The 20,519-nt window shown below is 37.9% G+C and carries 19 protein-coding genes; 7 read left to right on the forward strand and 12 right to left on the reverse strand.

Translation table 11 applies throughout. The annotated features are described in order from the left end of the window. The first annotated feature begins 28 nt into the window (after positions 1–28). Positions 29–721 carry a M48 family metallopeptidase gene (locus BUC12_RS16095; RefSeq protein WP_062183365.1) on the forward strand — a complete coding sequence of 231 codons (693 nt, stop codon included), beginning with the start codon at positions 29–31 and terminating at the stop codon, positions 719–721. A 3-nt stretch (positions 722–724) separates the two neighbouring features. Here BUC12_RS16095 and cdd read toward each other — a convergent pair whose 3' ends face one another. Beyond that, positions 725–1,216, reverse strand: coding sequence for a cytidine deaminase (cdd, locus tag BUC12_RS16100; RefSeq protein ID WP_062183277.1), 492 nt, complete (start codon positions 1,214–1,216; stop codon positions 725–727). A gap of 48 nt (positions 1,217–1,264) precedes the next feature. Between cdd and BUC12_RS16105 the strand changes: the two genes are divergently transcribed. After that, positions 1,265–2,209, forward strand: a complete 945-nt coding sequence (locus BUC12_RS16105) for a glucosaminidase domain-containing protein (protein ID WP_062183274.1) — start codon at positions 1,265–1,267, stop codon at positions 2,207–2,209. 7 nt (positions 2,210–2,216) lie between these two features. On the opposite strand, the gene BUC12_RS16110 is transcribed toward BUC12_RS16105, so the two are convergent. Both BUC12_RS16110 and BUC12_RS16115 read right to left on the reverse strand, forming a co-directional pair. Further along, positions 2,217–3,200, reverse strand: coding sequence for a glycosyltransferase family 2 protein (locus BUC12_RS16110; protein WP_062183271.1), 984 nt, complete (start codon positions 3,198–3,200; stop codon positions 2,217–2,219). 163 nt (positions 3,201–3,363) lie between these two features. Further along, a complete protein-coding gene (locus BUC12_RS16115; protein WP_062183268.1) occupies positions 3,364–4,245 on the reverse strand; it encodes a DUF3078 domain-containing protein in 882 nt (293 codons plus the stop codon). Between the two features lie 206 nt (positions 4,246–4,451). On the opposite strand from BUC12_RS16115, the gene BUC12_RS16120 reads away from it, so the two are divergent. The 5 genes from BUC12_RS16120 to BUC12_RS16140 all read left to right on the forward strand — a co-directional run bounded on the left by BUC12_RS16120 (position 4,452) and on the right by BUC12_RS16140 (position 10,978). Further along, positions 4,452–5,171 carry a hypothetical protein gene (locus tag BUC12_RS16120; protein WP_062183265.1) on the forward strand — a complete coding sequence of 240 codons (720 nt, stop codon included), beginning with the start codon at positions 4,452–4,454 and terminating at the stop codon, positions 5,169–5,171. 16 nt (positions 5,172–5,187) lie between these two features. After that, positions 5,188–6,876, forward strand: a complete 1,689-nt coding sequence (ettA, locus tag BUC12_RS16125) for an energy-dependent translational throttle protein EttA (protein ID WP_062183362.1) — start codon at positions 5,188–5,190, stop codon at positions 6,874–6,876. Positions 6,877–7,045: 169 nt separating this feature from the next. Next, the gene (locus BUC12_RS16130) at positions 7,046–9,616 is read left to right on the forward strand and encodes a DUF5686 and carboxypeptidase-like regulatory domain-containing protein (RefSeq protein ID WP_062183262.1); all 2,571 of its coding nucleotides are present in this window, start codon (positions 7,046–7,048) and stop codon (positions 9,614–9,616) included. A 20-nt stretch (positions 9,617–9,636) separates the two neighbouring features. Beyond that, positions 9,637–10,449: a threonine/serine exporter family protein gene (locus BUC12_RS16135; protein ID WP_062183259.1), complete on the forward strand. Its 813-nt coding sequence runs from the start codon at positions 9,637–9,639 to the stop codon at positions 10,447–10,449. A gap of 4 nt (positions 10,450–10,453) precedes the next feature. Continuing rightward, a complete protein-coding gene (locus BUC12_RS16140; RefSeq protein ID WP_062183258.1) occupies positions 10,454–10,978 on the forward strand; it encodes a threonine/serine exporter family protein in 525 nt (174 codons plus the stop codon). Between the two features lie 5 nt (positions 10,979–10,983). Here the strand turns inward: BUC12_RS16140 and BUC12_RS16145 are convergent, their stop codons facing one another. From BUC12_RS16145 to BUC12_RS16185, 9 genes are all read right to left on the reverse strand, one after another. Further along, on the reverse strand, positions 10,984–12,780 hold the full coding sequence (locus BUC12_RS16145; RefSeq protein WP_062183255.1) for a MutS-related protein: 1,797 nt from the start codon (positions 12,778–12,780) through the stop codon (positions 10,984–10,986). A gap of 23 nt (positions 12,781–12,803) precedes the next feature. Beyond that, positions 12,804–13,526: a DNA repair protein RecO gene (gene recO / locus BUC12_RS16150; protein ID WP_062183252.1), complete on the reverse strand. Its 723-nt coding sequence runs from the start codon at positions 13,524–13,526 to the stop codon at positions 12,804–12,806. A 99-nt stretch (positions 13,527–13,625) separates the two neighbouring features. Further along, positions 13,626–14,297 carry an OmpA family protein gene (locus tag BUC12_RS16155; protein ID WP_062183248.1) on the reverse strand — a complete coding sequence of 224 codons (672 nt, stop codon included), beginning with the start codon at positions 14,295–14,297 and terminating at the stop codon, positions 13,626–13,628. A gap of 20 nt (positions 14,298–14,317) precedes the next feature. Beyond that, complete coding sequence (locus BUC12_RS16160) at positions 14,318–14,647, reverse strand: hypothetical protein (RefSeq protein WP_062183245.1); 330 nt, start codon at positions 14,645–14,647, stop codon at positions 14,318–14,320. A gap of 96 nt (positions 14,648–14,743) precedes the next feature. Continuing rightward, the gene (topA, locus tag BUC12_RS16165; protein WP_062183244.1) at positions 14,744–17,149 is read right to left on the reverse strand and encodes a type I DNA topoisomerase; all 2,406 of its coding nucleotides are present in this window, start codon (positions 17,147–17,149) and stop codon (positions 14,744–14,746) included. A 137-nt stretch (positions 17,150–17,286) separates the two neighbouring features. Beyond that, positions 17,287–18,237: a glycosyltransferase family 2 protein gene (locus BUC12_RS16170; RefSeq protein ID WP_062183242.1), complete on the reverse strand. Its 951-nt coding sequence runs from the start codon at positions 18,235–18,237 to the stop codon at positions 17,287–17,289. Positions 18,238–18,256: 19 nt separating this feature from the next. Next, positions 18,257–18,781 (reverse strand): DUF4199 domain-containing protein, encoded by a 525-nt coding sequence (locus BUC12_RS16175; RefSeq protein ID WP_062183240.1) that lies wholly within the window; start codon positions 18,779–18,781, stop codon positions 18,257–18,259. A 67-nt stretch (positions 18,782–18,848) separates the two neighbouring features. Then, positions 18,849–19,949, reverse strand: a complete 1,101-nt coding sequence (locus BUC12_RS16180; protein ID WP_175552641.1) for a GyrI-like domain-containing protein — start codon at positions 19,947–19,949, stop codon at positions 18,849–18,851. 270 nt (positions 19,950–20,219) lie between these two features. Further along, a complete protein-coding gene (locus BUC12_RS16185) occupies positions 20,220–20,489 on the reverse strand; it encodes a zinc ribbon domain-containing protein (RefSeq protein ID WP_062183236.1) in 270 nt (89 codons plus the stop codon). Between the last annotated feature and the right edge of the window lie 30 nt (positions 20,490–20,519).

The following is a 20,519-nucleotide window of genomic DNA, read 5'->3' on the forward strand; positions in this document are numbered from 1 at the left end:
ATTTTTATTAATCGAGATTGTATTCGATATGGAAGAATTTGAAGATGAAGAATTAGGGATAATACGTATTGTCCGTAATGTGAGATCAAAGAATGTGATTGCACGTAATAAGCAGGGATATATCCAACTGACTATACCTCCATTTTTTTCTGATAAGCAAATATTGGGAGTTCTGGATAAAATGCGTCCCCGATTACGCACTATTCCTGTGAGGCCGGTTATTGTTTTTTCTCCTGAAAGTGAGTTCCACACGGCGACCTTTTCCCTTCGGATAGAATCGAAGAATGTAAGGAATTATCATGCTAAGTTACATGAGAGAGTTTTGACTATAACATGTCCCAATATCAGTAATTTTTCGGAAGTGAAGGTTCAGTCGATTATTCGTAATTGTATAGAGCAAACTATGAGGCATGAAGCGAAACGGATGTTTCCAGAGATGTTACGTGTATTAGCCGAAAAGCATGGTTTTATTTTTACAACATTGAAAATAAATAAGAGCAGAACCCGTTGGGGAAGCTGCTCTTCGAAGAAAGGTATTAATTTATCTTATTTTTGTCTTTTGTTACCTCAGTATCTCATTGAATTTGTAATGCTTCATGAATTATGTCATACAATAGAGATGAATCACGGAGAGCGTTTCTGGCAATTATTAGATAAGGTAACAGGTAATAGAGCTAAAGCCCTGACCGAAGAGTTAAAGCTAAAAGCGGCTCAATGGTAAAGCTTACTTTACATTGTCTTCCAGATTATCTTTACCAAAGCATAATGGAAGCAGGCTGCGAATAGAATCGGCTTCGTAAATATGCTTTTCTCCGTACATAATAATTTCTACAGGCTGTTCAAACCTGTTTTCTACTTCAACTAATACCTGACGGCACGAACCGCAGGGTGTACATACATCTTGTGTGAAAGCTCCTTTTGTGCTTGCTGCTATAGCTATTGCTTTTACAGGAATGTCGGGATATTGAGCATTGGCATAGAAAAGAGCAGTACGTTCGGCACATAAACCGGAGGGGTAAGCTGCATTTTCCTGATTGCTTCCGGTTACGATAGTACCATCTGCTAAAAGTACTGCAGCGCCGACATTATAGCCGGAATAAGGTGCATATGCTGAATTTGTTGCGTTTTTTGCCTTTTCTATTAGTATTTTTTTATCATTCGTGTATTCCACTATGCTATAAACTCTTAATTTTGCAGAAATTTCTAAACTTTCCATATATATCAATGTTTATTTATATTGAAATCAAAGGTAAAAAAATTTAATATGATTTATACGACAAACAGAAAGGGTTTGCTTAAACTTACTATATTATCCCTGTTTTTTATCTTCACTACGCAGTTTATTTATGCCGGCGGTAAAGTTGTCCGTAATAAAGCATACGAAGATTATATAGCTAAATACAAAGATTTGGCTATAAGCCATATGAAGAAATACCGTATACCTGCCAGTATAACCCTGTCTCAGGGATTATTGGAATCGGGTGCGGGAAGGAGTTCGTTGACTGTAAGATCGAACAATCACTTTGGGATTAAATGTCATAATGGATGGAAAGGCGAATCGGTGATTGCGGCGGATGATACTCCGAATGATTGTTTCAGAAAATATAAAAAATCGGAAGATTCGTACGATGACCATTCTCGCTTCTTGAATGAGAAACCCCGTTATAGTAAACTGTTTAATCTGGATATTACAGATTATAAAGGATGGGCCAGAGGCTTACAGCAGGCAGGATATGCTACGGACAGGGCTTATGCCAATAAATTGATAAAGCTTATCGAGGATTATGAACTCTATCAGTATGATAAAAAAGGGGGATCGTCGAAAGTAAAGAAAGAAGAGATAAAAATCGAAACTCCGGTTATCCCGGTTAAACATCAGGTATATAAGACTAACGGGCTGATATATGTTATTGCTCAGCGTGACGATACTTATGAGTCTATAGCCCGTGAGTTTAACTTCAAAATGAAAGACCTGTCCAAATATAATGAAGTACCTGAGAATTTTCCTATACAGGAAGGTGATTTGATTTATTTCCAGAATAAAAAGAAAAAGGCGGATAAACCTTACTACGAGCATGTGGTAGAGGTCGGTGAGTCTATGCATAGCATATCTCAACTTTATGGTATTAAAGTTAAGAATCTCTACAAAATGAATAAAAAAGATATGGAATATGTTCCTACAGAAGGGGAGGTATTGAAATTGAGATAAACCTTATTTATCTGCCCATTCGCTTTTGACGTTTCGCCCACTTACGTCTTAAGACAGTATCACTGTATCCTAATTTTATAAGCAGGAATTTGGGTTTTGACAACAAAGCTTTAAATGTCTTTGGCCATGTAAGTAGTTCACAGAGGTCGTTTTCTTTGTAATATTTGGCTAGTGCCGGATTGGGTAATACGAGGGTTTCATTCTCTGCTTCATTTTTTATTAAATGATGGTATAAGTTTAGTATGCTATTATTGTGTAAATTTTCTAATTCTTTTGTTTTCACTTTGTATTTTTCCAGAATATAAGTGATTTCTTTATTTATTAAGCTTACATCATCAACAAATGTCTTATAGTATTTTCTAGTTATAGAGTTTGGATTTTCTCTGTAATTATAGAATTTTTGTGGAATAATTAATAGAGAGTCAGCCCTGAGTACAGTCTCTATAAAATAGAGTTTATCTTCTGTAAAGTTTGCCTTGCTAAAATATAGTCCTTCAACTAATTTTCTACGAATAAACAACGACCATACTGAGGCCATAGAACCTAATGATAAACGAGTCTTCCCTATAAAATGAGGTAAAAACTTGAATTGTATATCTTTCTTATCTAGTTTCTTAATAGATGATACTCTTTTTGGAGTAGGATGGGGGATATATACTACATCTATATCGTCCGATATATTTTCCATTATGCATGAGTACATACCCGAATTAATCCAGTCATCTGAATCAATAAAACTGATAAAATCGCCGGAAGCATATTTAAGTCCAGCGTTCCGGGCTTCTGATATACCTTTGTTTTGTTGGTGGATAACCGTTATCCGGCTATCTTTAAGGGCATAGCTATCACAAATCATCCCAGAACTATCTGTACTTCCATCATTAATTAATATAATTTCCAGATTCAGATAGTCTTGTGTAATGATACTATCAAGACATTGAGGTAGATATATCTCAACGTTATATACCGGCAGAATTACCGAAATCGTCATGTAAGTTAGTACTTGTTAGTTAGTCGGTGCCAAATATACTAAAATGTCTGAATTGAATGATAAGAATGTGCTGTTTTCTATGACAAGTAATCGCAACTTCTTGTTGTTTAGTGCGAAAAAACTCCCGAATTTGTTTTACGGGAGTTGTTATCTGATAGGTTTATTAGAAATTATATCCGAAACCAATACCTAATATTTCTTTGAACTGCACTCTGGCTCCATGTTTATCACCTTCGGTGTCGATGTATTTCACATCATTGTCGTATTTAAGAGTTGTGTTGATACTTGCATTAAGGTATTTGTTTATCTTCATACTGATCAACAGGTTCCATTCTACATCAACGTTTCCGAATGACTTGTCATATGCAGTAAAAAAGTTGGCATCACTGATTACTTTTACATTTTCCATGATGTCTTTTTCCAGTGTACCTTTGATATATGCACCAAATTCGGCTCTGAATTTATCGCCCGGATCAACACCGAATGAACCCAGATCAGAAAGATAGTCGTCATTAACAAAAGTCATTTTTCCGGCTATTGGAGAAAAATATGCCGAGTAGAAAGAATCTTTGGGGCGATATTCTATACCTATTGATACATTTGAATAAGCCGGTGCCATGAATTTAGAGATGTAATTTTCCTTATTCGGATAATTATATCCTTTGTAAAATTGCGATTTAAAATCAGCCATACCTGTATAATACCATTTATTATCAGTAGTATAACCCAGCTGAGTTGCTACTTCGAGTTTATCAGTCGATTTCTGAGCTCCTTGTCCTTTTGTGCTGGTGATTCCATACTCAATAGCTAGGGAGTTGATCCATGCCCAGTTGCCTGTTTTATGCTCAAGTTTGCCATTCAGGTAAAGATTACCAGCAAAGGCATTATCACCACCAGCCGACCAGTTCGATAAAGATGTTTGTGATAAGTTTACTCCTGTGCTACCAGAATGTTTCCATGTCTTTACTTGGGTTGAATCCGCCTCTTGGGCAATTATTGAAGTTACGGTACTAAGAGCAAATACGAATAATAATAATCGATTCATTTTGAATATGTTTAAGTTTTTATTTGTGAAGTCTAACGCTTTATTGTTAATATTTGTTCATTTCTGTGGTTTACCCTGAATTTGTAACTTCCCTAAAAAGTCAACTTTCGTATTGTATATTATATATTTGTTATATTTGTAACAGAATAATTGAGTAAATTGTGTTATTGGTTATACTATCCAGTTTTTATACAAAGAAAGAATAAATGATTATAACTTACAAAATGCAGCTTTCTTTTTTAGATCAGGAAGAAATTAATACCTCTTCTTCTTGCCCTAAATGTGGCTGTAATAAATGGATAGTAAAGACTGAAGAAGGAAAGATCTCTATTTTATTGGGTAGTACAACCATTTTGAAGGTGAGTGTTTTATGTGCTGATTGTCAGAAAAGGATACCTAAGTTGAGGTGGACTCTCGAGGTTGCCGAGATTGTAGCGCGCAAGAAATCGGAATATAAACCGTCATTCCGAAAACGCTATGGTTTTATACTATTTCTGATATTTCTTTTTGTGATTATTATTGGCTATGCGACGTTAACAACAGTAATAGATCATAGAACGGTTATGAAAAATGCGTCGGAGAATTTTGCAAAATGCTATGATAACGAAAAGCAGGCTTTATGGTATAATGATCTTAAAGCTGGAGATTTTATCCTTTGCAACAAACAATATACAGACGATTTGCAAGTATACGAGATATATAATATTGGTACTGATACTATTACATTAAAAGCTTATCAACAATATATTCCGTTAGAAAAAGTAACAGAGATTGAAGACTTGAATAAGGTTAGACTGGGGCAGGGGACTGCTACAGAATATTTAGTAAAAACAAAGTATTTTAGAAGAGGAATATTGGAAGAGGTATCTGATGATGTCGGAGGCCCTAATAATTATTATATTAAGCAGATTAAAAAAAATAAATAACACATATATATTCGCTATGTCAACAGACGATAAAAAGATTATATTTTCGATGATCGGGGTTAATAAAGTATATCCCCCTCAAAAACAAGTGCTTAAAAATATTTACTTGTCATTTTATTATGGTGCCAAAATCGGTATCATAGGTTTGAATGGATCGGGTAAATCTACTTTGTTAAAAATTATAGCAGGTATTGATAAAGAGTATCAGGGTGAAATAGTATCTGATAAGGGATACTCTGTTGGATATCTGGAACAGGATCCGAAGTTGGATCCGACAAAAACTGTAAAAGAAGTAGTTCAGGAAGGTGTACAACCTATTATCGATCTTTTGGCGGAATATGAGTCGATTAACGAAAAGTTCGGATTGCCTGAATATTATGAAGATTCAGATAAGATGGATGTGCTGTTTGCACGTCAGGCCGAACTTCAGGATAAGATAGATGCTTCGGATGCATGGAATCTGGACAATAAACTGGAACGTGCAATGGATGCTTTACGTTGCCCGCCCGAAGATGAACTGACCGAACACTTATCGGGAGGAGAAAAACGCCGTGTTGCTTTATGTCGTTTGCTATTGCAAGAGCCGGATGTTTTATTACTGGATGAGCCTACCAACCACTTGGACGCTGAGTCTATAGATTGGTTGGAACAGCATTTACAGCAATATGCCGGAACTGTGATTTGTATCACTCACGACCGTTATTTTCTGGATCATGTTGCGGGTTGGATTCTTGAACTTGACCGTGGTGAAGGTATTCCTTGGAAAGGAAACTATACTTCGTGGTTGGAGCAGAAGACAAAACGTATGGAACAGGAAGAAAAGCAAGCCAGTAAACGCCGGAAAACTTTAGAACGTGAGCTCGACTGGGTTCGTATGGCTCCAAAGGCTCGTCAGGCAAAGGGTAAAGCCCGTCTGAATGAATACGAAAAATTACTGAATGCCGATCAGAAAGAAAGAGAAGAAAAACTAGAGATATTTATACCTAACGGTCCACGTTTAGGTAATAAGGTAATAGAAGCGCAAGGTGTTGCCAAAGCTTTTGGCGATAAATTGTTGTTTGATAATCTAAACTTTATGTTGCCTCCTAATGGTATTGTCGGTATTATCGGACCTAATGGAGCCGGTAAAACGACCCTCTTCCGTTTGATTCAGGGTTTGGAAACTCCCGATAAAGGTGCTTTCGAAGTAGGAGAAACCGTTAAAACGGCATATGTAGATCAGGCACACGAAGATATAGATCCTAATAAAACTGTTTATCAGGTAGTTTCCGGAGGATCGGATTTTGTTCGTGTCGGAGGAAAAGAAATCAATGCCAGAGCTTATCTGTCACGCTTTAATTTTTCGGGAGGTGATCAGGAAAAGTTATGTGGTGTGCTTTCTGGTGGAGAGCGCAACCGTTTACATTTGGCTCTAACTTTAAAAGCCGAAGCGAATGTGCTTTTGCTCGATGAGCCAACGAATGATATAGACGTAAATACTTTACGTGCTCTGGAAGAAGGTTTGGAGAACTTTGCGGGTTGCGCGGTTGTTATATCTCACGACAGATGGTTCTTGGACCGTATCTGTACACATATCCTGGCATTCGAAGGTAATTCGGAGGTATTTTATTTTGAAGGATCATACAGTGAATACGAAGAGAATAAAAAGGCCAGATTAGGCAACGTGGAACCTAAGCGGGTTCGTTATCGTAAACTGATGAACTGATATCTTCGGTGAAGTTCTTTATTATAATGAGATAAATAAATGTTCTCAACTTATAAAATAGTATATATATATCCGTTTAAAATAGCGGATGGAACTTTATATGCCAAAGCAGGGTCGAGTGTATCGACCCTGTCTGTGTATTAATGGGATATTAGGAATATTAAAGTAAATGGAAGATTTGATGAGATCATCAAGTAAAAGGAGTTTAGGGGTTTGTCTGATTTTTGTCTTTTTCTTTATATTAGCTTCAACGAACCTGATATATGGACAGAGTACTATTGTGCACGGAATTATCAGGGACTCGGTGACTAATAAGCCGGTCGAATATGCGACAGTACGGTTTGACGGTACCAATGTCGGAAAACTTTCCGATGATGATGGTAAGTTTTCGGTTTCGAATTCATCCGGTAATGGAAAGCTGATAATTTCATTAATGGGGTATGATACAAAAACAGTAAATGTGCCTATTAATCAGGTGAGCCGTCTTGAAATTAAGTTAAGTGCTTCAGGGGTTCAATTGGGGGAAGTTGTTATAAGACGAACTAAAGAAAAATATTCTAAAAAAGATAATCCTGCGGTAGAATTGATCAAAAAGGTTATTGAGAACAAACATAATTATCTGGTTACCAGCAGAGATTATTATATGAACGATGAATATGACCGTATTTTGTTCGCCCTGAATGATTATCAATCGGCAAAAGGACTGCTCAAGAATATGAAATTCCTGTCTAAGTATGCCGATACTTCTTTGATCGATAATAAATCGATCTTACCATTCTCGGTAAGGGAAACTACCTCAAACCTGTATTACCGGAAGAATCCTAAAGCAACACGGAGGGTGATTACTGCATATCAGAATCAAGGGATAGATCAGGAGATAAATACAGAGTCTATTGACGCAATTGTAGCTGAGGTTTTTAAAGAAGTCGATATTACTGATAATACTATAAATCTGCTTTTACATGATTTTGTGGGGCCGTTGAGTTCCACTTCGTCTGTCAATTTTTATAAATGGTATATAATTGATACAGTAAGTATTGACCAGAAGAGATATGTAAATCTGGGATTTGTTCCTTTCAATACACGGGACGTTGGCTTTATCGGTAACATTTATGTGCAGCCCGAAGCTCCGTATGCCATAAAGAAGGTGTCGTTTAGAGTTCCTAACCGGATCAATGTGAATTATGTCGACAATATGCTGGTTACTCAGGAATTCGAGGAGAAGTCTCCCGATCTTTGGGTACCTGTTAGGTTTACTACAGCCATTGACTTATCGATGTATAACATGGCTAAATTTTATGTACAGAAAGAACGTACATTTAGTAACTTTATATTTGATTTGCCTCTCGAAGCAGCATTTTCGGGTTCTGCTCCTGTTATTTATTTGTCCGACTATAAGAAGCAAAAAGACGGCTATTGGAACAATAACCGTCCCGATGCATTGAACAAAGATTACCGTATGGATGAGATGATGGTAGAATTTCGCCAGAATAAGGTTATTGATATAACCCTTAAAGTCGCCGATATCTTGTCTTCGCAATATGTTCCGACAAGCAGGGAAGAAGAGAAAAATAAACTGGATATAGGGACTCCGCTGACGTTTTACAGCTATAACCATCTCGAAGGAAACAGAATCAGGTTAACAGCGTCTACTACGAAATTTTTCCATCCGCATTTTTACTTGTATGGATACGGTGCATACGGAACGAAAGACGGAAAATGGAAATACTATGGGGAAGCTACCTGGGCTTTTAACCGTAAAAACTATCATAAGGATGAGTATCCGCGTCATAACCTGTCTATTGCTTATAAGTATGATGTGAATCCTTTGGGACAAAGGTTCTTGCAAGCTGAACGTGATAATATCCTATTATCGTTCAAGGCTAAAAGGTATAATAATATGACATATGACCGGATGGCCGAGATTAATTATTTGCATGAGTATTACAATGGTTTTTCCTACAATCTTTTTGGCCGGACTCATGATGAAAATGCTGCGGGAGATTTACGCTTCGAAAGGCGTAATGAGGATGATATGTTAATCGAAATGGGTAATATAAAAACTACAGAAGTAGGCCTGAACCTGAGATACGCCCATGACGAAAAATTTTTCCAACAAAGGCGCAGACGTAGGAGTTTGCCGTCTAAAGGTGTGATCTTAACTTTATCGCATACAATAGGGCTCAAAGATGTTCTGAATGGACAGTTTAATTATCATAAGAGTGCATTAGCTATTGATAAGGAATTTTGGATTGCTCCTTATGGTCGATTGGGGGTAACTCTTAAAGGCGAGAAAGTATGGGGTAAGGTTCCTTTCCCAATTTTATTATCTGCCAATGCTAACAGCTCTGTTACTATACAACGTGGATCATTCTATATGCTAAAGCCTCTTGAGTTTTTGAACGATTCGCAATTTACATGGGATGTAAGTTATAGGATGGGAGGGTGGCTGTTTAACCGTATACCTCTTATCAAGGGATTAAAGTGGAGAGAAGTCGCTGGTTTCAGAGGCTTTTTTGGAGATTTGAATAAGAAGAATAATCCTGATTATAACCGCAACCTGATGATATTTCCTGAAGATTCGCGTACTATGGGTAAGAAGCCATATATGGAGTATAGCGTCGGGATAGAGAATATATTTCAGTTCTTCAGGGTTGACTATGTGAGACGGTTAAATTATTTCGATACTCCCGGTATCGATAAACATGGTTTCAGAATCAGTTTTGATGTGTCTTTTTAATTGTAGTTATTATAAACAGAATGAATGAAGTTGCTATAAATAATACAGCAGTAAATGAAAATATTACAGCAAGAAGGTTTGCCGATCTGATATTGGATATGGGTACTTTCTTGTTGGCGTCGGGTGCTCATAGTGGAAGAGTGAATAGCAATATCAGACGTATAGCTTTGGCTTGGGGATTTACTGTGAGTTTTCATCCTTCATTCAAAGGGTTACTTGTTACTGTCCAGAATTCCCGGGACGAAAAGGATACGATTACATTATTTAAAGAATCTCCCACACATATAGTGCACCTTGAGGTTTTGACACGTGTAAGTCATCTTTCATGGAAAGTGTATGAACAAGGTATGACCATTGAAGAGACTGAGAAGGCTTTTCAGGAAATAAAACAGATGCCTCATTACAATCACTGGCTGGTGGCGGTTGTTGTCGGGTTTGCGTGTGCCGGATTATGCTTATTCTCTTTCGGAGACTGGCAAAATGCAATAGTTACGTGGTTGGCTGCCTTTGTTGGTTCTCTTGTACGCTATAAAGTAGCCTCTCTTAATTTCAACTCGATGATTTCGATTGGCTTTGCCGCATTTGTAACTACAACAATAACAGGGTTAGGTTCGGTGAACGGAATAGGTATTCATCCCGAGGCGGCAATGGCAACGGGGGTATTGTATCTCATTCCCGGAGTACCTTTGGTTAATGGTGTGATCGATCTGATCGAGGGATATTTGTCTTCAGCAGTGAACAGGTATTTGTTTGCCGGTTTTATTCTCCTCTGTATTGCGGCGGGTATGATGCTGAGTATAACTTTTCTGGGTATTAATAATTTTAGTTTGTGAAAAAATGAATTGGGCAGAAGTTGCATTAAATATATTACGCGATTTTTCTATAGCCTTTGTAGTCGGGGCTTGTTGGGGAATACTATTTGGTACACCCAAAAGGATTCTTGTAATTGCCGGACTATTAGGCGGTATGGGACATTGTATTCGTTTTATCCTTTTACAATTGGATTTTGGATTAATAACGGCCACTTTAGCAGGTTCGGTAGCAATCGGATTATTGGGGATTGTTGTGGCGCATCGTGTCGATAATCCTCCTGTTGTTTTCACTATGCCCGCTTGTATAACAATGATTCCCGGAATGTATGCTTACAAAACCATGTTAGCCGGAATGAAGATAACCGATGCGAATACATTAGATACCGACCCTTCTTTATTACCTACTATGGCACACAACTTAATGCTGACAATGTCGCTTCTGTTTACCTTAGCGATAGGTATCTGTATTGCAGCACTTCTGTTCAGGACGACCAGTGTGAAAGAAATCGAATTTGCTAAGAAGTTAGAACGAATGACACATTTTAAGTAACATAATTATAACCCGGTTATTCCCATCTTTTTCATTAAAAAACAAGCATTCATATTTTGAGCTACACCTTCCCTTATTTTATAGGTGAAGGTTAAATTATCGTCTGTTATATCAGCTTCGAAACGATAATCTTTTACATTGTCAGGATATTCTTTCTCAAGATTACCTAATATAAGGTCATGGGTTGCGATAATCCCGTTACTGTTGAGTGATATTAGCTGTTTCATTAAAGCTATAGACCCTTTTTGTTTATCCTCCGAATTAGTTCCTTTCAGTATTTCGTCTAATATGATGAATAATTGCTCTCCTGACTGCAAACGGTCTATAATCATTTTTAGTCTTTTGAGTTCTGCAAAGAAATAGGATTCATTGTCGGCTAAAGAATCGGCAGTTCGGAGATTGGTGACGAGCCGTCCCGGATAAAAAGTTAATGATTCGGCGCAAACCGGAGCTCCGGCACAAGCCAGTGTATGATTGATACCTATTGTGCGGAGATATGTACTTTTTCCGGCCATATTGGCTCCTGTTATGATGAGGAAAAAAGGTGTTTTGGATATTCTTACATCATTCCGAACACATTTATCACGGTGTAACATCGGATGTCCCAATGCTTCCCCTTCGAATATAAATTTATCGGATGGAGTAGGGTAGGTATAATCAGGGTGATTGAATGCAAATATGGCAAACGATACAAGTGCATCAAATTCGGATAAAGTATTGAACCATCTGTTTATATCATTTTTGTGTACCTGTGTCCATTTCTCTACTTTGATAGCATATCTGACTCCCCATACTAAATAGGGGTTGAATAGTAAAAACACAGGGAAAGTTGCCGAAACAGTCAGGTTATTGTAATACGATTGTAACTGCCTGATAGCCTGCGATGCTGAAGATGGTTTCTTTAGCTCATCTTGAATGTTTTGTAAATACGCTGAGCCATACTTCTCGTGTTCGATTAAAGTCATTAATTCCGAATATGTTTCGAGAACCTTAGATTTGCTATCAAATGTGTTCATAATCTGTTTTACCTGTTTTAGAGGTATACTGCTGATCACTAAGGTCAATATATAAACGTAAATGTAATAGCTGCCCGGTATATAGTCTAAAAAGATAGAGATTCCCGCAATAATATGAATGAGAGGAATTATATATAACAGATATTTCCATAATAAACTATTGGCTAAAAGAGGTTTCTGTGAAAAAGAAACAGAGAAATCTTTAGTATTGAGCTTATCCATTTCGGTCATTTGCCCGATAGATATGAAATGTGCTAACAGTGCCGGATTTTTAGAAAGTTCTTTTATGGCTGATTGTACAGACAATATTTTGTCTTTGTTTTCTTGAGGGTTTATAAGTGAATCCGCTAATTTATCTTTACCGAAAGAGGTGACCGTCCGGTTAAGAGATTGAAAAAAAGAGCGTTTACCGAATATATCCAGATCGAGGCTAAAACTATGCTCGGCATCAATTTTCTCCTCTGCACCATCGAATGCTGAAAAATCATACTCTAGCCCTTTCAGCTCGTTACTTGCATTTTCTATTTGTTTATCGGCGTAGAGCTTCTGTTTATACAAAGAGTTATGATATTTCATTAATGCGAGAAATACAACTATAGAGATAACTATATTAGTTACAACAGTACTTGTATCGTTCCAATAGAGATATGTAACTATACAACAGACAATAAATATGGCGAGGCGGGCTGTTCCGATCTGAAATATCGTTTTTTTCAAAGCTCCGGATCTGCCTTGATATTTTTCAATGGTGTCAGAATAGTGTTTGTATATATCGTTTATTGTCATACCTGCATGTTTTTTGGAGTGATCTAGAATAATTCGTGTAAAATATCTAATGATTTGAGTGCCTGAAAATCATGTAAATGTATACGGTAATACTCGAGCATACGGTTGATTATATTCAGGCGGTCTTGGCGCGATAAAATGAAACGGTGCATATTCTCATATGATATGCGTGCCAGCAAAGATAATACTTTACTGTCAGTACGGTTAATATAGTGATTGTGTAGTGGCTGGTGGTGTACAAATACTCCATTGAGCATATCGAAATAATCATTCTCCGTGTAATCTTCCAGATTCGGGTAGAATCCAAGAAAACGGGTAAGTTTCAGCATAAAAACCAGATGAAAATTGGCTAACCCCTTGTCTGTCTCTTCCAATACTTGTATCGATTGACTTAAGTAGTCGAAGATAATACGGTATTCGTCAGTATCTTTCAATATGCGGCTGAGGAATTCGGAGAGGAAGAAGACGATGGATGTTTTGACCATATTACCCTGAATTGAATATAGAGGGTAAAGCAGATGTGCTTCTTTGATTCGTTGTATATCGCGTGTTGCCTGATGTTCGGTTTCCATATCCAGAATAGATAAGGGGGCAAATATCGATTTAGGGAGCTTGGCCGATTTACTTTTCGATTTGGGAACCATATATGTAACTCTTCCAAATTCACTCGTGTATAACGACGCTAAAAGGTATTTATCGTTATAGTTTATTGTGTTCAGAACTATGGCTTGAGTCTTATGGAGCATTAACTGTAATTTGTTTATAGCACAAATTTAGCGATTTTGTTGCATAAAAAATCCCGGATAAAATTTTATCCGGGATCATTATATCGAACTTAACAATTCTTATTGACCTTGTTGAGCATCTCTGATCATCTTCTCATTAGGAAGGATAAGGATTTCAACACGGCGGTTTTGTGCCCTGCCATCAGCACTGCTGTTGTCGGCTACAGGTTGTGTAGATCCCATTCCGGCCGATGTCATACGATTACCGGTAACACCTTTCTGTAGAAGGAAGTTATATACCGATTGTGCACGTTTTTCGGACAAAGGATTGTTGATCGCGTCAGAACCTGTGTTATCGGTATGTCCAAATATCTGAATATCAGTATCAGGATTATTTTTCAATGAAGTTGCAAATTGTGTAAGAGCACTCTGAGACGCAGAATTTAAAGAACTTGAGTTAGTTGCAAACAGAATTCCTGATTCGAATGTTACTTTGATAGCTTGTCCGTCATTGATACTTTCTACCTGAGCTCCGTTGATCTGTTCCAATTCAGCTTTTTGCTTATCCATCTTGTTTCCCACTACAGCACCAGCTGTACCTCCTAAGACAGCACCGATACCGGCACCCCAAGCTGCACCTTTGCCTCCTCCGGCAATGGCTCCAATTCCGGCTCCTAAAGCAGCACCTGCGCCTGCTCCAATTCCGCCGCCTTTAACTGTATTACTTGCACCGCAGCTTGACAATATCAATGCTGCACTAAGAGCAAATGCTCCAAATGATGTTTTTTTCATAATTATAATATTAATCTTATTTATTCGAAAATATTAAGAGACTCGCAGTATGCTAATTCTCCTTGTATGATGAAGGTCACTTCTTCGGTAGTGAACTTAGCTAGTTTGTCTTTTTTAGTGTTTTTGAGGACAAACTCAATCAGTTCGTCTTCGTCGATATCTATAACATCTTCATCAGAAGTACTTTCGTCTAACAACCCTTTGTCTTCATAGAATTCATAAATAATGTCGATAACATAGTTTATTTCATCGTCCGAAAATCTTCCTTTGAGTTCCTGTGGCAGATAGTTTTGGATGTATTTTACTGCATCGTCTTCATCGTAACCAATTGGGTCGAGTTCTGTACTCATAAAATTTTCTTTTTTTAGTATTATAATTATATTAACAATTATACAGTATGGATGTTCAGTTAAAAAAATAATTGAATCCTAAATATTCTTTATTTTTTATTTACTTGTTTGTTTTTTAGCTGTTTGAGTTTTTTTACCGGTTGTAGCTTTAGCTGGTTTTTTATCGGTTTTTGTTCCTCTCTTAGCTTTTGTCGTCGTATTGTCAGTATTTTTGATTATTTCAAGACATTGTTCTTCCGTTAGGGATTTGGCTTCTGTTCCCTTAGGTATTTTATAGTTATTCTTCTGAAAAGTTATATAAGGTCCGTATCTACCATTTAAGATTTGGATCTCGTTATCTCCTTCGCCGAAAATCTGGATTGTTTTTTCGCTATCTTTTTTACGTTTCTCTTCTATCAGGTCGATAGCCTCTTCTTCGGTAATCGAATAAGGATCGTATCCTTTAGGTAAAGATATAAATTTACTGTTGTGACGGATATAGGGTCCGAAACGCCCAACAGCTACCTGCATCTCTTTTCCTTCGTATTCGCCTACCACACGTGGTAATTCAAATAGTTTCAGAGCTTCTTTCAGAGTTATGGTTGTCAAAGACTGGTTCTTTTGTAATGAAGCAAACGTTGGTTTCTCTTCATCATCCTGAGTCCCGATCTGGGCCATAGGACCGAAGCGTCCGATCTTGACAGAAATCTGTTTACCTGTTTTAGGATCAGTACCTAAGATTCTTTCTCCGATTTTGTGGTCGGTGTGGCTATTCATAACTTCATCGACAACCGGATGGAAACTTTTATAGAAGGTGTCGATCAGATGTGTCCATTCTTCTTGTCCCTCGGCAATATTATCGAATTGTTTTTCTACGGTAGCTGTGAAATTATAATCGAGGATAGATGGAAATGACTCTGTTAAGAAATCATTTACAACTATTCCTATATCGGTCGGTTTAAGCTTATTTTTGTCAGCTCCGGTAACCTCGGTTTTTGTCGAATCCGAGATCTTTCCTTTCTTTAACTGCAAAATATTGTATTCGCGCGATACGCCTTCGATATTACTTTTCTCAACATATTCTCTGTTTTGTATTGTAGAGATGGTTGGTGCATAAGTGGAAGGTCGTCCGATACCTAATTCTTCGAGTTTGCGGACAAGCGATGCTTCGGTGTATCTTGGTGGTCGTTGAGTAAATCGCTCGGTTGCGGTAGACTCTTTCAACTCCAGTTTTTCTTTCAGGTGTAATGGAGGTAACAGAGACTCTTCGTCTGCGTCGGCAGGTTCGTCATCAGTATCTTCAAGATATACACGAAGGAAACCATCGAATTTCAGAACCTCACCTGTTGATACGAATTTAAAATCATCTTCGTTCGCTATATCTATGGTCACGGTAGTACGTTCTAACTCTGCATCCGACATTTGAGATGCAATAGTGCGTTTCCATATCAGGTCATATAGCTTTTGCTCCTGTGCAGATCCCGATACTTTAGAATCTGTCATATAAGTTGGTCTGATAGCCTCGTGAGCTTCCTGTGCTCCTTTCGATTTAGTTGAGAACTGGCGTACTTTCGAATATTCTTTACCATACACACTCTCAATTTCGCTTTTCGAGGTATTGATAGCTAGTGAAGAGAGGTTTACCGAGTCGGTACGCATATAAGTAATCTTACCCGATTCGTATAACCTTTGTGCGACAGACATTGTCTGAGATACAGAGAATCCAAGTTTGCGGGCAGCCTCTTGTTGTAGCGTAGAGGTTGTGAAAGGGGCAGCCGGCGATTTTTTTACCGGTTTGGTTACTATATCATCTATTTGATACGAATTAGTTTCTTTCAGGTGTTCCAAAAGGGAGAGAGCCTCTGCCTTTGTTTTCAAACGCTTATTAAGCTCAGCCTTCAGCTCATATTTTGTTCCGTTTTCTTCTTTAGTAAAGATTGCCTGAATACGGTATGCTGCTTCGGTTTTGAAATCCTGTATTTCGCGTTCGCGTTCAACGATCAGCCGTACAGCTACAGACTGTACACGACCTGCCGATAGGGCTGGTTTTACCTTTTTCCATAAAACGGGAGATACCTCGAATCCGACAATACGGTCCAATACCCGGCGCGCTTGCTGGGCATCTACCAGGTCTTTGTTTATCTCGCGTGGATTTTCGATAGCGTTCAGGATCGCATTCTTTGTTATTTCATGGAATGCAATACGTTTAGAGTCTTTATTCTTTAAATCGAGGGCTTCGTACAAATGCCATGAAATAGCCTCTCCTTCGCGGTCTTCATCGGACGCGAGCCATACAATGTCGGCATCTTTCGCTGCGGACTTTAGTTCCGATACGAGTTTTTTCTTATCAGCCGGAATTTCATATAGTGGTTTATAGTTATGGGCCAGGTCAACGCCAAGATCTTTTTTCTTAAGGTCGCGTATATGTCCATAGCTGGACATAACTTTGAAGTCTTTCCCTAAGAATTTTTCAATTGTCTTAGCTTTGGCCGGAGACTCTACTATAACTAGGTTTTTCTGCATATTGTCGTCGTTTTCAATTAAAATAAACGGTAAATGTAATCAAATTGTTTACCGGTTGTGTCGTTTTTGCTTTTTACGGGATAATAAGATGTATCTTAATTAACAATTTATGTATCTTATTATCAATAGTTAGAATGTTAAAATAGTTCTTCTTCTATTTTATAATTATTGCGTTCTGTTGAGTTTCGGGATATCAGTTCTCCGATAAAGCCGGCTAAAAAAAGCTGCGTTCCGAGTATCATCGCTGTTAGTGATATGAAAAAATAGGGCGAATCGGTAACCAGTCTGTACGGAAGCCCATTTGTCATAGCATATATCTTTGATGCACCGACCCCGATAACAGATATTAAGCCGAGTAGAAACATTATACTGCCTAGCAATCCGAAGAAATGCATTGGCTTGCGCCCGAAAGCCGAAAGAAACCACAATGTCAGTAAATCCAGATAGCCGTTGAAAAACCGGCTGACTCCGAATTTGCTTTTACCATATTTCCGTGCTTGATGATGAACTACCTTTTCTCCGATTTTGTTAAATCCCGCAATCTTTGCCAGATAGGGGATATAACGGTGCATATCGTTGTATATTTCTATATTTTTAACAACGTCTTTGCGGTAGGCTTTCAAGCCGCAGTTGAAATCGTGTAATTTAATGCCCGATACTTTACGTGCTGTGGCATTGAACAGTTTGGTCGGTAAAGTTTTACTTATAGGATCGTACCGTTTTTCCTTCCAGCCGGATACCAGATCGTAATTGTCTTTCACAATCATGTTATACAGCTCGGGTATTTCGTCAGGGCTATCCTGCAAATCGGCGTCCATAGTGATAACTACATCACCTTTCACTACAGCAAACGCACAATGTAATGCCGGAGATTTACCGTAATTTCGTCTGAACTTGATTCCTTTTATATTATCCGAATTCTTCCGGAGATCACAAATCGTTTGCCACGAATTGTCTGTACTTCCGTCGTCAACAAAAATCACTTCGAATGAAAAGTTATGAGCCTGCATAACTCTTTCGATCCATGTGTAAAGTTCGGGTAACGATTCCTCTTCGTTATATAATGGAATGACAACGGATATGTCCATAATTACTTAAATGATTTTTTTATGTAGGATTTGCCCTGTTATTGCGGGATACAAAGTACCCTAAGATCAAAGACAGGAAAAATCCGATTAGTACATTAGCTATCGCAGTGCATAGTGCATAATATAATGCCCCGTATGTTGAAAGGAATGCCTTAAGATCATTATATGCTATATCCGGCATTTTCATTTTACTTATCATGTCGAGAATGACCTTGTTCTGGCTAGATACAAGGGCAGGGTTGATAACCAGTAAATGCAGGCATACGATAACTGCTTCGATAATCGATGCAAAGATAAACAGTAATAATGAGAACAGGATACATTCGCCGAAACTAATCTTTCCTCCGAGGTCTGTATCCCGGTACCGGGTAATCAGTACATAATATATAATAGGTGTGCCTATTGCTAAAATATTATATATGTACTTGAATACATCGTAATGATCGCTTCCAATGACAAAGAAGTACCGGAATACCCAAAATAGCCCGAGAGGCAAAGCGAAATTCATTGCCGACGAGAGTATACTGTTTTTGTTATCGCTCATAGTTATTATGGTGATCATTAAAAAATGACGGTACGAAAGTAGCAAAAATTCTAAACAAACAGAAAAACTAATTCTTTTCGTAACCCTTTTTAGGAATTACAGGTACATATACCTCTGTCAGAAGTTCGTTTTCGTCAGTACTTGCCGGATTATTAAGGTATTTTTCGAAAATAATATCATCCCTGAAATTGTACCGGCTCTCGGGAAGCCATATATACCATATTTTTTTATATAGTTCCGTTAAATGTTTATAAGCCCCTTTGTGGGTAAAGACAGCATAGATGCCTTCCCTTATTTCCTTATATTCTATATTGTTACGGGATGTGGTTGGATATTCTATACTGAGACAGGGGCAAAACTCGGGTTTTTGATCGGGATTATCGGGAAACTCAAAACAAGCGCCGAGCGACTCGCTGCCTTCGTATAGCAGATTACTGAATATGGCGAACGAATATAGTTTTTGCCAGATATTGTTGTAAGTAGCTTCCGGATCTATACTTCTCAGGTAAATAATGTGTTTAGGGTATATCTTGCAAATACGGGGAAAAAGCTGCCCGGCTCTGCTCACCGCCCATCGGCTTGGCGTGATTTTGTAAATACTTGGCGGAATTCCGAAATATTTTTTGAATGCTTTAGACAAAGCTTGCATACTGTTGTATCCGGATTCGGTTGCAAGCCTGTCAAGCGAGGTGTCGTTTGTCCGTAAATTTTCGGCTACATGTTCGAGTCTCAAGCGTTGTATATACTGAGCCGGATTTTCGCCGATTATGGCTTTGAATATACGGTGGAAATGGAACGGCGATATGCATGCAACCTGAGCCAGCGTTTCCAGATCGTTATTGTCTTGAAGATGATCGTTGATATAATCCAGTACCCGGTTTATAGCTTTATAATATTCGGCTTGTGTATCTTCTTTTTGAGCCCAGCGTTTGAGTGTGGGGAACTGTACATGCATATATTTGATATATTGTTCGCTATTACCACCGTTTTTGCTGACATATTTTGCACAAAGGTTTATCATCTCCTCCATTGTTACATCCGAAGTGAACTGTCCATGCTGGAAACAATACTGGCAGTAATCTTCTATACGTGTACCTATACTGTCGGTACCGTACATTTCGGGTTTATATAGAGGCATTCCACAACTTTGGCAAACTTTATTTTTCATATTCCGCATTCTGTTTAATTCGAGGAAGGTGACAAAAAGTATACAAACTTATACAAAAAAGTATACACCGGTGTCACCTTTGTCACCTTTTTTATTTATTGATATTCAGTTATGTATGTCTTCTAAAGTGACAAAAGTGACAACGTTACACCTTTTTTTGTTTTTTGTATTTCCTCATGTGTTTGTTCTTTCTTGTATAGATAAAATACCCCGAAAGAATATGGTAAAAGGTTACAATATTCTTTCGGGGTACGTTTTTTACAAATCTGATTATTGTTGCCAGCGTTGCAATTTAGGAAAATATTGCTTCATCTGGGCAATAGCTTCTTCTTTGGTAAATTTCTGTTCTGAATCTTTATTGAAGTCATCCAGATATTGAACACATTGCTCTATCATCTGATCCATTGTTACGTCTGAAGTAAATTGCCCGTCTTTGTAGCAATAATTACAAAACGTAGTGTTCTGAGTACCATCTGCATTCGTGCTGAAGTGCTCTTCATTTAGCGGCATTCCGCAACTTTGACAAAAATTTTGTTCCATAGTTATTATAGTTTTAGTGATATATGCAAA

Source organism: Indolivaga macrotermitis (assembly GCF_900128985.1).
Lineage (GTDB): Bacteria > Bacteroidota > Bacteroidia > Bacteroidales > Dysgonomonadaceae > Dysgonomonas_A > Dysgonomonas_A macrotermitis.